This is a genomic window from Amycolatopsis sp. NPDC051716, assembly GCF_040681595.1.
Classification (GTDB): domain Bacteria; phylum Actinomycetota; class Actinomycetes; order Mycobacteriales; family Pseudonocardiaceae; genus Amycolatopsis.
This window is the reverse complement of the sequence record NZ_JBFAZA010000021.1, coordinates 1-13,889: the sequence shown is the minus strand read 5'-3', so window position 1 is coordinate 13,889 and position 13,889 is coordinate 1. Positions and strand designations below refer to the sequence as shown.

Below are 13,889 nucleotides of genomic sequence, written 5' to 3'. Positions count from 1 at the left end.
GGCACGGGCCCGATCAGCCCGTCAAGCCGGACTCGGCCACCCCGCGCACCAGGTACCGCTGCAGGAACGCGAACAGCAGCACGATCGGCAGGATCGACACCGCCGCCGCGAGGAACAGCAGGTTCAGCTGCGGGTTCTGCGCCGTCAACAGCCCCGACAGCGCCACCTGGACCGTCCACGAATCCGGGGACTGGGCGATGATCAGCGGCCACAGGAACGCGTTCCAGCTGCCGATCACGGTGATGACCGCGATCGCCGCGAAGAAGCCCTTCGAATTCGGCACCACGATCCGCCAGAACACGCCCCAGCGGCTCAGCCCGTCGACCCGGCCGGCTTCCTCCAGCTCGCGCGGGAAGTCGAGGAAGTACTGCCGGAACAGGAACACGCTGAACGCGCTGAACAGCCCGGGGATCACCAGGCCGCGGAAGTCCGACAGCCAGCCCAGCGACGAGACGACCACGAAACTCGGCACGAACGTCACCGACGTCGGGATCATCAGCGTCGCCAGCACCGCGTAGAAGATCGGGCGGGCGTGCCGGTAGGGGATCCGGGCCAGGCCGTAGCCCGCCATCGAACAGAGCACCAGCAGGCCGGTCGTCTGCAGGGTCGCGACCAGCAGCGAGTTCAGCAGGCTCCGGGCGAACGGGACGTCCGGAAGCGAGAACAGCCGCGAGAAGTTCTCCCAGTGCACTGTGGACGGGAAGAACGTCCACTGTGGAGACGTCAGGTCCGCTCGCGACGCCAGGCCGTTGCGCAGGAGGAGGTAGAACGGCAGCAGGAAGAGCACCGCCGCCACCGACAGGCAAGCCCACCGCAGGACCGTCCTCATGCCGCCCGCCCGAAGCGCAGCACCCGGCCCTGCAGCAGGGTCACCAGCGCGATGATCAGCGCCAGGATCACCGCACCGGCACTGCCGCGGCCGAGGTCCTGGCCGCCCGAACCCAGCGACGTGTAGTACAGGTAGACCAGCGGCGGCCGGGCGAAGGGCGGGTAGCCGCGGGCGTCGCCCATGATGTTGTAGAACTCGTCGAACGCCTGGTAGGCGTTGATCAGGTTCAGCAGCAACACCGCCACCGCCGTCGCGCGCAGCTGGGGCAGCGTGATGTGGCGGAACACCGGCCAGCCCGGTTTGGCGCCGTCGAGCCACGCCGCTTCGTAGAGCTGCACCGGGATCCGCTGCAGGGCGGCGATGAAGAGGATCATGTAGAACCCCAGCTGCAGCCACAGCCGCGCCGTCACCAGCACCACCCAGTACAGCGGCGGGTGCACCGTCCCGGTCCAGGCGACCGGATCGACGCCGAAGACCGCGAGCACCGAGTTCGCCAGTCCGTATCGGACACCCGAGAACAGCGACGTCTTCCAGATCAGCGACGCCACCACGTACGAGCAGGCGAACGGCAGGAAGAACACCGACCGGAAGAACGCCCGCGCGAACCGCAGCCGGTTGACGCCGAGCGCCAGCGCCAGCGACGACACGAACGTCAGCGGCACGATGAACACCGCGAAGACGCTGAACGTCCCCAGGCTCGACAGGAACGGCTCGTCGGTGAGCATGTGCCCGTAGTTCTCCAGCCCGACGAACTCGGTCGGCGTCACCGTGTTGCGCGCGTCGAAGAACGAAAGGTACGCGCTCCAGCCGATCGGCAGGTAGGCGAAGACCGCCAGCCCGAGCAGGAACGGCCCGACGAACAGCCAGAACGCGCGCGCGTCCCGCCGCTTCACCCCCGGGGTCATCCAAACAGGCGCTTCAGCTCGGCGCGAGCCACCTCGACCGCGGTCTTGACCTGCGCGGCCGGGTCCGCGCCCTCCTTGGCGATCTTCGCGACCGCGTCGGACAGCGCCGTGTTCGACGGCTGCGTCCACACCGGACCGCCGACGAGGTGGCTGTTCTCCTGGACGAACCGGGCCGCGTCGGCGGCCGGGCCGGACTTGAGGTTGTCCGCGCGGCCGATCAGGCTCTGCCGGGCCGGCACGTGGAAGCCGAACTTCGTCGCGAACTCCAGCTGGTCCTGCGTCTGGTCGATCCACAGCCACTTCACGAACGCCTTGGCTTCGGTGACGTGCGCGCTCTTGGCGTTCACCATCGCGCCGTACGCGCCGACCGGCACCGACGGCGCGCCGCTGCCGTCCAGCTTCGGGAAGGGCAGGACGCCGAAGTCGTCGTCGAACGCCTGGCGGATCTTCGGCACGTTCCACAGCCCGGTCCACTGCATCGCCGTCAGCCCGTCGATGAACGCACCCGGGTCCGACCAGTCCGCCGGCGCGCCGAGCAGCAGGGAACCGTTGGCGTTCAACGTGTGCAGCTTCGCCAGCGCGGTCGCCGCGCGCGGGTCGTCGAAGCCGACCTCGCGGTTGCCGTTCTTGAGGTAGTCGAGCCCGGCCGACCACAGCAGCGGGCCGGTGAGCACGCCGACGCCCCCGTCGTTGCCCGCGAAGAAGCCCTTGACGCCGTCCTTCGTCAGCTTCGCGGCCGCGTCGACGAGCTCGTCGACCGTCTGCGGCGGCTGCACGCCCGCGGCCTGCAGCAGGCTCTTGCGGTAGAAGAGCACCTGCGTGTCGGTGGCCTGCGGGATGCCGTAGACCCGGCCCTCGACGGTCTGCGCGGCCAGCACGGCCGGGCTGAAGTCGCCCTTCACCGGCCCGATGACGTCGTCGAGCGGGAGGACCTGCTTCTGCCGCACCCAGTCGATCTTGACCTGTGCCTCGAAGACGTCCGGCACCTTGCTGTTCTGCAGCGCGGTGACGATCTTCGAGTCGTAGTCGCCCGGGTTCCACTGCACGGTCACGGCCGCGCCGGAGTAGCTCGACGCGTACCGCTTGACGGCGTCCTGGACGCCTTCCTCGCCGTACGCGTGGTACCACTGCTGGAGCGCGGCCTTCGGGGCGTCCGACGGCGGCGGGCCCGCCGAGTACGCCGTCGAGGGCGGCGGGTCACCCTGCCGCCCGGTGTTCGACCCGCAGGCCGTCGCCAGCGCGCCCATGCCCGCCAGTGCGAGGAAACTCCGCCTGTTCCGCTGCATCCCCAGAACCCTCCGACGTGCTCTGAAAGGCCACCATAGGGGCGTCAGGGTCCCCCATGGTGACCGCCAGAGGCATGAGACTCGCCGGAGATTTACCCGTTAGAGCTGTGCGATGTCGAGCTTTCCCTCGGAGTAGGACGCGCGGATCCGCTTCTTGTCGAACTTGCCGACGCTGGTCTTGGGCACCTCGTCGACGAACGTCCAGTTCTCCGGCAGCTGCCACTTCGCGACCTTGTCGGACAGGTATTCGCGCAGCTCTTCCGGCGTGACGCTCTGGCCTTCCTTGAGCACGACGGCGACCAGCGGCCGCTCGTCCCACTTCTCGTCCGGGATGCCGACGACCGCGGCCTCGGCCACCGCCGGGTGGCCCATCACCTGGTTCTCCAGGTCGACCGAGGAGATCCACTCGCCGCCGGACTTGATGACGTCCTTGGCGCGGTCGGTCAGCGTCAGGAAGCCGTCCGGGCTGATCTTGCCGACGTCGCCGGTGCGCAGCCAGCCGTCGTGGAACTTGTCGGGGTCGATCTCGGCGCCGCCGTAGTACGACGCGGCGATCCACGGGCCCTGGACCTCGAGTTCGCCGACGGCCTCGTTGTCCCACGGCAGCGCGTCGCCGGAGTCGCCGATCAGCCGGGCCCGCACGGAGGCGGGGAAGCGGCCCTGGGTGTAGCGGTAGCGCCAGGCCTCGTCGCCGGTCGCGTCGGCGGGCGGCCGGGCCACGCTGCCCAGCGGCGACGTCTCGGTCATGCCCCAGGCGTGCAGGATCGGGACGTCGTGCCGCTCCTGGAAGGCGTGCATCAGCGACGGCGGCACCGCGGACCCGCCGACGACGACCTCGCGCAGGTGCGAGATGTCCTGCGGGTGGGCTTCGAGGTGGGCGAGCAGGCCCTGCCAGACGGTGGGCACCGCGCCGGCGAACGTCGGCTTCTCGGCGGCCAGCAGCGCCGCGATCGGCGCCGGCTGGAGGAACCGGTCCGGCATCAGCAGCGACGCGCCGACCATCAGCGACGCGTACGGCAGGCCCCACGCCATCGCGTGGAACATCGGCACGATGGCCAGGGCCTTGTCGTGCTGCGCGAGCCGCATGCTGTCGGTCATGCAGACCTGCATCGAGTGCAGCCAGATCGACCGGTGTGAATACGCGACCCCCTTGGGGTCACCGGTCGTGCCCGAGGTGTAACACATCGCGGCGGCCGAGCGCTCGTCGACGTCCGGCCAGTCGAAGGTGTCGGGCTGGGCGGCCAGCAGCTCGGCGTAGGAGTGCACCTCGACGCCGTCGGGTGCTTCGAGGGACGCGGCGTCGCCGTTGGCCACGATGACGTGCCGGACCGTCTTGAACTGCGGCAACTGCTTCGCCAGGAGGGGGACGAGGGTGCCGTCGACGATGACGACGTGGTCCTCGGCGTGGTTGGCGACGAAGACGAGCTGCTCCGGGAACAGCCGGATGTTCAGCGTGTGCAGCACGGCGCCCATGGCCGGAACGGCGAGGTAGGCGGCCAGGTGCTCGGCGTTGTTCCACATGAACGTGCCGACGCGCTGGTCACCGGTCACGCCGAGGCTCTTGAGGGCGTTCGCGAGCCGCGCGGCGTTGCGGCCGAGCTCGCGATAGCTCTCGCGGCGGGCTTCTGAACCGGTCCAGGTGATGACTTCGCTCGCCGAGTGCACCGACGTGCCGTGGCGGAGCAGGTTCGCCAGCGACAGCTGGCCGTCCTGCATGGTGCTCAACATGGTCGCTCCCGGGGGTCGCTCGCCGGTGAACTGGGGTTGCGCCGACTCTAGTGCGGATCGGGTGAAGCGGGCATGGTCAACTACGGCTCCGTTCGGTCACGGTCGTCGCGCGATCGGGCGACGACCGGACGATGATCAAGATCATTAATTTTCCGGCTTCTCCTTATGTGCAAGGAAATGTGCGCGAGAACAGCGCGTAACGGAGGCTCCACTTCCGGGTGAGAGAGGCCACGCGGCCCACTTCTTGGGAGCGTTTCCGCAGGCCGGAGCGGGTTGCCCGGTATCACCTCCGGGGGTAATAAGTGCGTGTCGGTTGCACGACCGGGAAGCGGGTGGCGTTTACTGGGCCCGTGGCAAGAGACGGCTGAGCAGCGCTTGCAGGAGCAAGCACTCGTAAAAGCTGTCGGCCGCGAAAGCGGAGACCTGAGAGGAAAGGACACTACGTTGGCTCTGCCTACGTTGACTCCGGAGCAGCGCGCCGATGCCTTGGCCAAGGCCGCCGAGGCTCGCAAGGCGCGTTCGGAACTGCTTGCGTCGATCAAGTCCGGCCAGGAGAGCATCGAAAAGGTGCTCAAGCAGGCCAAGGAGAACAAGACCATCGGGAAGACGAAGGTCACCCAGCTGCTGAAGGCCGTCCCCGGCCTCGGCGCGGTGAAGGTCGCCGCCCTGCTCGAGCAGGCCGGCATCGACCCGGACCGGCGTGCGGCCGGCCTGGGCGAGCGTCAGCGCGAGGCGCTCATCGACGCGCTCAAGTAGCGCGTCACCAGGAGCTGCCCGCGAGGGGAGTGTCGCTCGTGACACTCCCCTCGCGGATCTCCCATCGCCTGGGACGCTGGACACGTGAGCTCATCTGATCCGGCAACCCCGGCTGACCTCGCCGCCCGCTACCAGCGAGGCGACTTCCTCTTCACGACGGCCGAGCGCGCACTCCTCGCGCAGGGCACCCTCCGGACCGTCACCGAGACGGACCCGCAGCGGCTCGCCTCGGCGATCCCCGGTGTCCTGGCCGAGACGGGCGCCCCGCTGGCCGTCGGCGTCCTGCCGTTCGACACCGGGCCCGACACGAAGGTGCCGGGCCACCTCGTCGTGCCCCGGACCGTCCACCGCTCCTCGGGGACGCCCTCGCTGCCGCGCGAGACCCTGCCGGCGCCCGTGCGGGTCCGTGCGGTGCCGTCACCCGCGTCGCACATGGCGGCCGTGCGGTCCGCGGTCGCCGCCTTGGCCGAGCGTGACCTGCGCAAAGCCGTCCTGGCGCGGGCGCTGGACCTCGAGTTCGCCGCGCCGGTGCCCGCCGAGAGCATCGTGCGCAACCTGGCCGTGGGCAATCCCCGGCACTTCACGTACGCGGCCGAGCTGCCGGGCGGCCGGTCGCTCGTCGGCGCCACGCCCGAGCTGCTGCTGCGCCGCACGGGCCGGACGGTGTTCTCCTCACCGCACGCGGGGTCGATGCCCCGCTCGGCGGACCCGGTGGCCGACCGCGCCAATGGCGAGGCGCTGCGGACGTCCCGCAAGGACCAGCTCGAGCACGCGGTGGTGATCGACTACGTGGTCGAGGCGCTGCGGCCGTTCTGCCGGACCCTGGCCGTTCCGGCCGGCCCGGAGCTGGTGACGACCCCGGCGATCTGGCACCTGCGCACCCCGATCACGGGCGAGCTGGCCGACCCGGACATCACGGCGTTGGACCTGGCGGCGGCGTTGCACCCGACTCCGGCGGTCTGCGGCACCCCGACCGAGGGCGCCCGCGACCTGGTGAAGGAGCTGGAGCCGTTCGACCGCGACTACTACGCGGGAGCGGTCGGCTGGGTGGACGCGGCGGGCGACGGCGAGTGGGCGGTGGGGATCCGCTGCGCGGAGATCGCCTCGACGTCGATGCGGCTGTACGCCGGCGGGGGGATCGTGGCGGAGTCGGACCCGCAGTCGGAGCTGGACGAGACGACGGCGAAGTTCCGCACGCTGCTGACGGCGATGGGCCTGGAGGACCTGCCGGTCTGAGCCGGCCTACGGAACCCAGTGCTCCTCGGTGACCGCCAGTTCCTCGGTGGTCAGCACCGCGATGGCCGCCCGGTAGCCGTCCGCGGCCTTCAGGTCCGCCAACCGGGTCGTCGCCGGGTCCAGGGCCGGGTCGCCCGAGGCGGTCAGGCGGGGCGGCTCGTCGTAGCGGGAGAACGTGATGCTCTGCAGGGGGATGCGCAGGCCCTTGCCGGTGGCCTTCATCACCGCCTCCTTGCGGGTCCAGTAGACGAAGAACGCCGCCGCCTTCTCCGCCGGGTCCAGGCCCGCCAGGTGCTCGGCCTCCACCGGGCTCAGCGCGTACCCGATCAGGCCGTCGTCCGCGCGGCGGGTGGCCGTTTCGACGTCGAGGCCGACCGGGACCGACGGCGTCGCCGCGACCCCGATCAGCTCGCCCGAATGCGAGATCGACAGCGTCAGGTCCGCACCCGGGACGCTCGGCCGTCCGTGCGGCTTGCCGCAGTCTTCGCAGGTCGCGTCGAACTTCACCGCCTCGACGGCCAGGCCGAGCCGCTCGGCCGCGACCGTCTTCGCCAGGACCCGGCCGGTCAGGAACCGCCGCTTGTCCGCCTCCTGCCGGTACGCCTCGAACCGGCCTTGCTCGGTCTCGTCGAGCAGGCGCAGGAAGCGCGCTTCGGCGGGCAACGGCGACGACCAGCGGACCTCGATCTCCATCACCCCTCCGATCCTTCCGGGCCCGGAAGCCGTTGTCACGAATTCCGGCCGAGGACTGGGGTGTTCCGTCGCGCCGGTCGCCGCCGGCCGGTGTCAGACGTGGGCGTGCCCGGGGACGGCCGGGGTGGGAGCGGACCGCCAAGCCGCGCGGTCGGCGGTCACCACGCCGAAGGCGATCAGGCACCACAACGCACCGGTGAGCCAGTCCATCCGGTCGGCGTCGGCACCGCCGAAGCCGAGCGCGGCGTAGCCGATCGTGCCTTGGGCCACGTGGAAGACCAGCGCCATCAGGGCACTTCCGCCGGTGCGGTTGACCAGCCACACGTAGACCAGGGTGATCGCGAAGGTCACGACGAGGCCGAACGGGGCGAGCAGGCCCGAGGTGACCAGCGGCAGGTGCCACAGCGCCACCACCACGCCGAGGGTGGTGCCGGCGCGCAGCGGTGACCACTTCTCCTGCAGGCGCGGCAGCGCGTAGGCCCGCCAGCCCGGCTCCTCGCCGAGCGGCCCGTCGAGCGGGTTGACGAACCGGATCGCGGCGGCCAGCCCGAGGTCGGTCCAGGCGAGGGTGCCGAAGCTGGGCGCGGGAGCACCCCAGAGCGTCACGTTGGCCAGTGACGCCACCGCCAGCACGGCCAGGGGCATCGCGATGGCGACGGCCCACCAGGTCCAGCCGACCCGCCAGTGCGTCAGCCGCGCGAAGAGGTCCCGGTAGCCGGCCCGGCCGTCGGCGACGCCGATGACGACGACCGCCGCGACCACGGGTCCGCAGGCGAAGAACGGCGTCGGCGAGATGCCGGCGACGTAGAACGGCCAGGCCCACCAGGAAACGGCGAACGCGAGACCGAAGAACACGGTGAGGCGGTGGCGGCGGGTCCACGTGGTGATCGGCATCGGTGCCTCCTGTGTCGGCGTGCGGTTCCCCTCGACGATGCGCCGGGCCGGGTCCGGGCGGCAGCGGGCGGGCCCCGGCGTCCGGTGAGGGTTTTCCCCGTGGCCGCCAGGGTTTTCCCGCTGCCGAGGCGGTGGGGCCGGCGGCCACAGTGGCTTCTCGACAGCGCCACGAGGAGGAACTCATGATCGAAACCCGCGGACTCACCAAGCGCTACGGCCCGACGCTCGCCGTCGACGACCTGTCCTTCACCGTCCAGCCTGGCCGGGTCACCGGCTTCCTCGGCCCGAACGGTGCCGGCAAGTCGACGACCATGCGCATGGTCCTCGGGCTGGACCGGCCGACGTCGGGGCACGCCCTGATCGGCGGCAGACCTTACGAGGACCTGCCGCACCCGCTGCGGGAGGTCGGTGCGCTGCTCGACGCGAAGTGGGTGCACCCCAACCGGTCCGCCCGCGCCCACCTGCGCTGGCTCGCCCGGTCGAACCGGTTGCCGGCCGCCCGGGTGGACGAGGTGCTCGACCAGGTCGGGCTGACCGCGGTCGCCGACCGCCGCGCCGGTACCTTCTCGCTGGGCATGTCCCAGCGGCTCGGCATCGCCGGCGCGCTGCTGGGCGACCCGGGGGTGCTGCTGTTCGACGAGCCGGTCAACGGGCTGGACCCGGAGGGCATCGTCTGGATCCGCCGGTTCATGCGGGACCTCGCCGCCGAAGGCCGCAGCGTGCTGGTGTCCAGCCACCTGCTCCCCGAGATGGCCCTCACCGCGACCGACCTGATCGTCATCGGGCGGGGCAGGCTGATCGCCGAGAGCTCGACCGCCGAGTTCGTCGACGGCGCCGTCACCTCGACCGTGCGGGTGCGCAGCCCCCAGCTGCTCGAACTCGCGGAAGTCCTGCTGCGCGAAGGAATCGACGTGCAGGCCGAGCCCGGCGACGACGAGGCACTGGCCGTCGCCGGCACGGACATCGCCCGGATCGGCGAGCTGGCCGCGGGTGCCGGGGTGGTGCTGCACGAGCTGGCTCTGCAGCGGGCCTCGCTCGAAGAAGCGTTCATGCACATCACCGGGCACGACGTCGAGTACAGCGCCGGCGCACCCGCCGCCGACCGGAACGACTCCGCGGTGCTCGCCGCGGCAGGAAGGTGACCACGATGTCCCTCATCGCAGCCGAACGGATCAAGCTGACGTCGATCAGGTCGCCGTGGTGGTGCGCCGCGTCCGGCGTCCTCGCCACCGTCGGCGTGGGCTCGATTTCCATGGCGGGCAACGAAGACACCGGCTTCACCGGTGTTCCGTCGACCCAGCTCGGCTACGGCCTGGGCATGGCCGTGGTCATGGTGATGGCGACGCTCGCGGTGACCACCGAGTACTCCGTCGGCATGATCCGGACGACGTTCCTGGCCGCACCGGCCCGCGGTGCGGTGCTGCTGGCCAAGACGCTGGTCGTCGCGCTCGCCGCCGGGCTGGTCGGGCTGCTCTCGGCGTTCGGCAGCTGGGCGCTGGGCCTGGTCTTGATGCCGGGCCGTGACCTCGCCCTGCACGGGTTGGCCGAATGGCGTCAGGTCGGCGGGGTCGGCCTGGTCTACCTGGTGGCCGCGGTGTTCGCCGTCGCGGTGGGAATCCTGATCCGGCACACCGCCGGAGCGGTGGCGCTGGTGCTGACCTGGGCGCTGATGGCCGAGTCGCTGCTCGCGATGATCCCCGGGTTCGAGTCGGGTGCCCGCTGGCTGCCGTTCCAAGCCGCCAAGCAGTTCCTGCTCAGCGGCCCGCCCGCGGACGGCGCGGCGCTGACCGAACAGCCGTGGGTGGCGATGGGCTACTTCGCGGCGGTGAGCGGCGGTCTGCTCGCGATCGCGATCGCGGTGGCCAAGCGCAGGGACGCCTGAGGCGAGCCCAGGTGGCCGGATCCGGGAACCGGGTCCGGCCACTTCGGCGTGCGCTCAGCCGCGCAAGTAGGTCAGTACCGCGAGGACGCGCCGGTTGTCGTCCGCGCCCTGGTGCAGCCCGAGCTTGGTGAACACCGAGCGCACGTAGGCCTCCACGGTCTTCTGGCTCAGGTAGAGCCGCTGGCAGATGGCCTGGTTGGACCGTCCTTCGGCCATCACCTTCAGCACGTCCCGCTCGCGGTCGGTCAGCTGGTCGAGCGGGCTGCGGGTGCGCCGGCGCCCGACCAGCTGCGCGACCACGGACGGGTCGATGACCAGCCCGCCGGCCGCGACCCGGCGGATGGCCTCGGTCAGCTCGTCGAGATCGGCCACGCGTTCCTTGAGCAGGTAACCGGCACCGCGCGCGCCGGATTCGATCAGCTGCAGCGCGTAGTGCGGCTCGACGTGGGCCGACAGCACCAGCACGCCGACCGACGGGTGCCGCTCCTGCAGGTCCCGGGCCGCGTCCAGGCCCTCGGTGGTGTGCGTCGGCGGCATCCGGATGTCGACGACGACGGCGTCCGGCGGGTCCTGACGCACCCGGTGCAGCAGCGCCGCGGCGTCGCCGACCTGCGCCACGACGTCGAACCCGGCTTCGGTCAGCACCCGTGCCACGCCTTCGCGGAAGAGGACCGCGTCGTCCGCGATCATCACCCGCATGGCACGTCGGCCCGCACTCGAGTGCCGCTGCCGCGGGGACTCACGACCCGCAGCCGGCCGCCGTGGGCGGCCACGCGGTCGGCCAGCCCGCTCAGTCCCGGGCCGCCCGGGTCGGCGCCGCCGACCCCGTCGTCGCTCACTTCGACGTTCACCTGACCTCCTTGCGCGCGGACCACGACCTCGGCCCGGCCGGCGTGCGAGTGCCCGGCCACGTTCTTCAACGCTTCGAACACCACGAAATAGCAGGTCCGTTCGACCGGCCCGGGGAGCCGCCCGCCGGGCACGGCCGAGACCACGGTGGGCACCGGGCACCGGTCGGTGAGCGAGGCGAGCGCCGGCCCCAAGCCGGCTTCGGCCAGCAGCACCGGGTAGGTGTCGCGGGCCAGTTCCCGCAACTCTGCCATGGCCAGGCCCAGTTCTTCCCGCGCTTCGGTGACGAGGGCGGCCGCGTCGCCGGTGAGCGTCCCGGCGGCCAGGCTCAAGGCCAGCACGGCGGAAGCGAGCCGCTGCTGGGCGCCGTCGTGCAGCCGCCGTTCGAGCCGGCGCCGGAATTCGTCCGCGGCGTCGACGATCCGGGCGCTCTCGGGCGCGGGCGTCGTCACGTCTTCGGCTCCAGGAGCCGCCGGACGAGGTCGCCGCTCAGCGCGGACTTCGCGATGAACCCGACGGCGCTGCTGGCGTCGACGAGCGACCCGTAGTCGTCCCGGGAGCGGCTGGACACCAGGACCACGGCGGGCGCTTCGTCCTGCGCACCCAGCGCCGCGGCGACGGCGAAGCCGTCCATGTCGGGCAGGCCCACGTCCAGCAGGACCACGTCGGGGCGCAGCCGGGGCGCGGCCGCGATCGCCGCCGCGCCGTCGGCCGCCTCGCCGACCACGACCAGCCCGTCGGCCACCAGGACACGGTGGGCGAACGACCGGAACGCGGCGTGGTCGTCCACGATCAGGACCCGGGGAACCATCTCCTCATCGTCGCAGCGCCGCCGGCCGGCAACTACCGGGACAACCCTGGGGATCCGCGGCGGTTCAGCGGTACCGGCCGGGGCCGTCCTGGATTACCGTGCGGCTGCCAGGGGGACCCGTCGACCGCAGCAGGACAGGTCATGGCTTCGGAAACGGCGTTCGCCGGCGGGCAGGCCCGCACTCCCACCCACCGGTTCGCCCGCTCCGGGCACGGACCGGGCTTCTGGCTGCTGCTCTGGGCCGTGGCGCTCGCGGCCGAGTTCGGCGCGCTGGTCCCGATGCTGTTCCCGAACGGGGCACCGGTCGAGGCGATCGACGTCGCGTTCCGGCTGATCGGCGGCTCCTTCGCCGCCTGCGGGCTGATCGCCTGGCGCCGCCGGCCGGACAACCACAGCGGGCTGCTGATGACCATCACCGGCTTCGCCTTCTTCGTCAGTCCCTTGGTGAGCCAGCTCACCTGGCCGCCCGCCCAGGTCGTCGGCCTGTGGCTGCCGGACCTGTGGGTGCTGTTCTTCGTCGTGCTCGTGCTGACCTTCCTCACCGGTGGGCGGGTGCGCACGACGGTGGACCGGGTGCTCGCCGGTGCGGTCCTGCTGGAACTGGTCGTCCTGGCCCCGCTGTTCCTGCTGTTCTCCGGGGTGCCGGGCAACCCGGTCGCCATCTGGCCGCACGAAAGGCTCGCGGAGATCGTCGACGTCGCCCAGCGCGGCACGCTGCTGGCCGCCGTGACCGGCACCGCCGCCGTCGTCGCGGTGCGCTGGCGCTCGGCGTCCACGCCCGGCCGGCGGGCGCTGGCGCCCGGGGTCGCCGGGGCCGCCTGCCTGCTGCTGTTCGGGTGGCTGCTCGTGGCGCAGTTCCTGACCGGCGAGAAGTCGATGGTGCTGCTCTGGATCGGCGTGTGCTCGCTGCTCACGGTGCCCATCGTGTTCCTGGCCGGGCTGCTGCGTTCCCGGCTGGCCCGAGGCGGGCTGGCCGGCCTGTTCCGCGGGCTGCGCACCCTGCGGCCCGACGACCTGCGCGGTGCGCTGGCGAAGGCACTCGGCGACCCCGACCTGGTGGTCGGCTACGTCACCACGCCAGGTGCCTACGCCGACCTGGACGGCCACCCGGTCACCCTGCCCGGCGCCGGGACGTCCCGGTCGGTGGCCGGTGTCGAGCGCGACGGCAGCCGGGTCGCCGTGCTCGTCTACGACCGGTCCCTCGACGACGATCCCGAGCTGGTCGAAGCGGTCACCGCCGCGGCGACGATCGCGCTGGAGAACCAGCACCTGCACACCGAGGCCCGGCGGCGCCTCGCCGAGGTCGAGCACTCCCGCGAACGGATCATCGCCGCCGGGGACGCCGAACGCCGTCGCATCGAACGCAACCTGCACGACGGCGCCCAGCAGGGCCTGGTGACGCTCGCGATGCAGCTGTCGCTGATCCAGCGGCAGATCCGGCGCGACCCCACGGACGCCGAACAGCTCGTCACGTCGGCCAGTGACCAGCTGGCCCGCTCGCTGGCCGAACTGCGCGAGCTGGCCCGCGGCATCCACCCGGCCGCGCTCGACCAGGGCCTGGACGTCGCCCTCGAGGCGCTCGCCACCCGCTCGCCGGTGCCTGCGACGGTGTCGTACGCCGCCGGCCCGCGGCTGCCCCAGCCGATCGAGTTCGCCGCCTACTTCGTCGCGTCCGAGGCGCTGGCCAACGTCGCCAAGCACGCGCGGGCCGGCGTGGTGACCGTGCGCGTCCTGCGCGAGGGCCCCATGGCGGTCATCGAAATCGCCGACGACGGCATCGGCGGGGTGGACCCCGCCGCGGGCTCCGGGCTGCGTGGCCTCACCGACCGCGTCGAGGCGCTCCGCGGCCGGCTGACCGTGGTGAGCCCGGCGGGCGGCGGAACCGTGGTCCGGGCGGAACTGCCGGCGTAGGCCAGGGTTAACCCCAATGCCGGGAAGTTAGGGAGTGGGCGGAGCTGTCAACCCGGTGAGATGGGTAACGGGGTCCCTGCTAGAACAGCGTCGACCAAGATCGATGAAC

At 71.7% G+C, this 13,889-nt stretch carries 14 protein-coding genes; 5 read left to right on the top strand and 9 right to left on the bottom strand.

Going from position 1 to position 13,889, the window contains the following annotated elements; genetic code table 11:
* Positions 1 to 13: 13 nt before the first annotated feature.
* The 4 genes from AB0M30_RS27260 to AB0M30_RS27245 form a co-directional block, all read right to left on the bottom strand.
* Positions 14 to 829 (bottom strand): carbohydrate ABC transporter permease, encoded by an 816-nt coding sequence (locus tag AB0M30_RS27260; RefSeq protein WP_364588939.1) that lies wholly within the window; start codon positions 827 to 829, stop codon positions 14 to 16.
* Positions 826 to 1,734, bottom strand: a complete 909-nt coding sequence (locus AB0M30_RS27255) for a sugar ABC transporter permease (RefSeq protein WP_364588936.1) — start codon at positions 1,732 to 1,734, stop codon at positions 826 to 828. The genes AB0M30_RS27260 and AB0M30_RS27255 overlap by 4 nt, the downstream gene beginning before the upstream one ends.
* Complete coding sequence (locus AB0M30_RS27250; protein ID WP_364588933.1) at positions 1,731 to 3,020, bottom strand: sugar ABC transporter substrate-binding protein; 1,290 nt, start codon at positions 3,018 to 3,020, stop codon at positions 1,731 to 1,733. Before AB0M30_RS27250 ends, AB0M30_RS27255 begins: the two co-directional genes overlap by 4 nt.
* Before the next feature lie 99 nt (positions 3,021 to 3,119).
* Positions 3,120 to 4,748 carry a long-chain fatty acid--CoA ligase gene (locus AB0M30_RS27245; RefSeq protein ID WP_364588930.1) on the bottom strand — a complete coding sequence of 543 codons (1,629 nt, stop codon included), beginning with the start codon at positions 4,746 to 4,748 and terminating at the stop codon, positions 3,120 to 3,122.
* Positions 4,749 to 5,192: 444 nt separating this feature from the next.
* On the opposite strand from AB0M30_RS27245, the gene mihF reads away from it, so the two are divergent.
* Together mihF and AB0M30_RS27235 are read left to right on the top strand one after the other, a co-directional pair.
* Positions 5,193 to 5,504: an integration host factor, actinobacterial type gene (gene mihF, locus AB0M30_RS27240; protein WP_158264088.1), complete on the top strand. Its 312-nt coding sequence runs from the start codon at positions 5,193 to 5,195 to the stop codon at positions 5,502 to 5,504.
* Between the two features lie 84 nt (positions 5,505 to 5,588).
* Positions 5,589 to 6,740, top strand: coding sequence for an isochorismate synthase (locus AB0M30_RS27235; protein ID WP_364588927.1), 1,152 nt, complete (start codon positions 5,589 to 5,591; stop codon positions 6,738 to 6,740).
* Positions 6,741 to 6,746: 6 nt separating this feature from the next.
* Here AB0M30_RS27235 and AB0M30_RS27230 read toward each other — a convergent pair whose 3' ends face one another.
* Both AB0M30_RS27230 and AB0M30_RS27225 read right to left on the bottom strand, forming a co-directional pair.
* A complete protein-coding gene (locus tag AB0M30_RS27230; protein ID WP_364588924.1) occupies positions 6,747 to 7,433 on the bottom strand; it encodes a 4'-phosphopantetheinyl transferase superfamily protein in 687 nt (228 codons plus the stop codon).
* Between the two features lie 93 nt (positions 7,434 to 7,526).
* Complete coding sequence (locus AB0M30_RS27225; protein WP_364588921.1) at positions 7,527 to 8,327, bottom strand: lysostaphin resistance A-like protein; 801 nt, start codon at positions 8,325 to 8,327, stop codon at positions 7,527 to 7,529.
* A 182-nt stretch (positions 8,328 to 8,509) separates the two neighbouring features.
* On the opposite strand from AB0M30_RS27225, the gene AB0M30_RS27220 reads away from it, so the two are divergent.
* Together AB0M30_RS27220 and AB0M30_RS27215 are read left to right on the top strand one after the other, a co-directional pair.
* Complete coding sequence (locus tag AB0M30_RS27220) at positions 8,510 to 9,469, top strand: ATP-binding cassette domain-containing protein (RefSeq protein WP_364588918.1); 960 nt, start codon at positions 8,510 to 8,512, stop codon at positions 9,467 to 9,469.
* A 5-nt stretch (positions 9,470 to 9,474) separates the two neighbouring features.
* The gene (locus AB0M30_RS27215; RefSeq protein WP_364588915.1) at positions 9,475 to 10,209 is read left to right on the top strand and encodes a hypothetical protein; all 735 of its coding nucleotides are present in this window, start codon (positions 9,475 to 9,477) and stop codon (positions 10,207 to 10,209) included.
* A 54-nt stretch (positions 10,210 to 10,263) separates the two neighbouring features.
* Here the strand turns inward: AB0M30_RS27215 and AB0M30_RS27210 are convergent, their stop codons facing one another.
* The 3 genes from AB0M30_RS27210 to AB0M30_RS27200 are packed head-to-tail and all read right to left on the bottom strand — an operon-like array spanning position 10,264 to position 11,869.
* Complete coding sequence (locus AB0M30_RS27210) at positions 10,264 to 10,908, bottom strand: response regulator transcription factor (RefSeq protein WP_360163688.1); 645 nt, start codon at positions 10,906 to 10,908, stop codon at positions 10,264 to 10,266.
* Positions 10,899 to 11,510: an ATP-binding protein gene (locus AB0M30_RS27205; RefSeq protein WP_364588912.1), complete on the bottom strand. Its 612-nt coding sequence runs from the start codon at positions 11,508 to 11,510 to the stop codon at positions 10,899 to 10,901. Before AB0M30_RS27205 ends, AB0M30_RS27210 begins: the two co-directional genes overlap by 10 nt.
* A complete protein-coding gene (locus AB0M30_RS27200) occupies positions 11,507 to 11,869 on the bottom strand; it encodes a response regulator (RefSeq protein WP_093949848.1) in 363 nt (120 codons plus the stop codon). The genes AB0M30_RS27205 and AB0M30_RS27200 overlap by 4 nt, the downstream gene beginning before the upstream one ends.
* 141 nt (positions 11,870 to 12,010) lie before the next feature.
* On the opposite strand from AB0M30_RS27200, the gene AB0M30_RS27195 reads away from it, so the two are divergent.
* On the top strand, positions 12,011 to 13,780 hold the full coding sequence (locus AB0M30_RS27195) for a histidine kinase (protein ID WP_364588909.1): 1,770 nt from the start codon (positions 12,011 to 12,013) through the stop codon (positions 13,778 to 13,780).
* Positions 13,781 to 13,889: the final 109 nt, after the last annotated feature.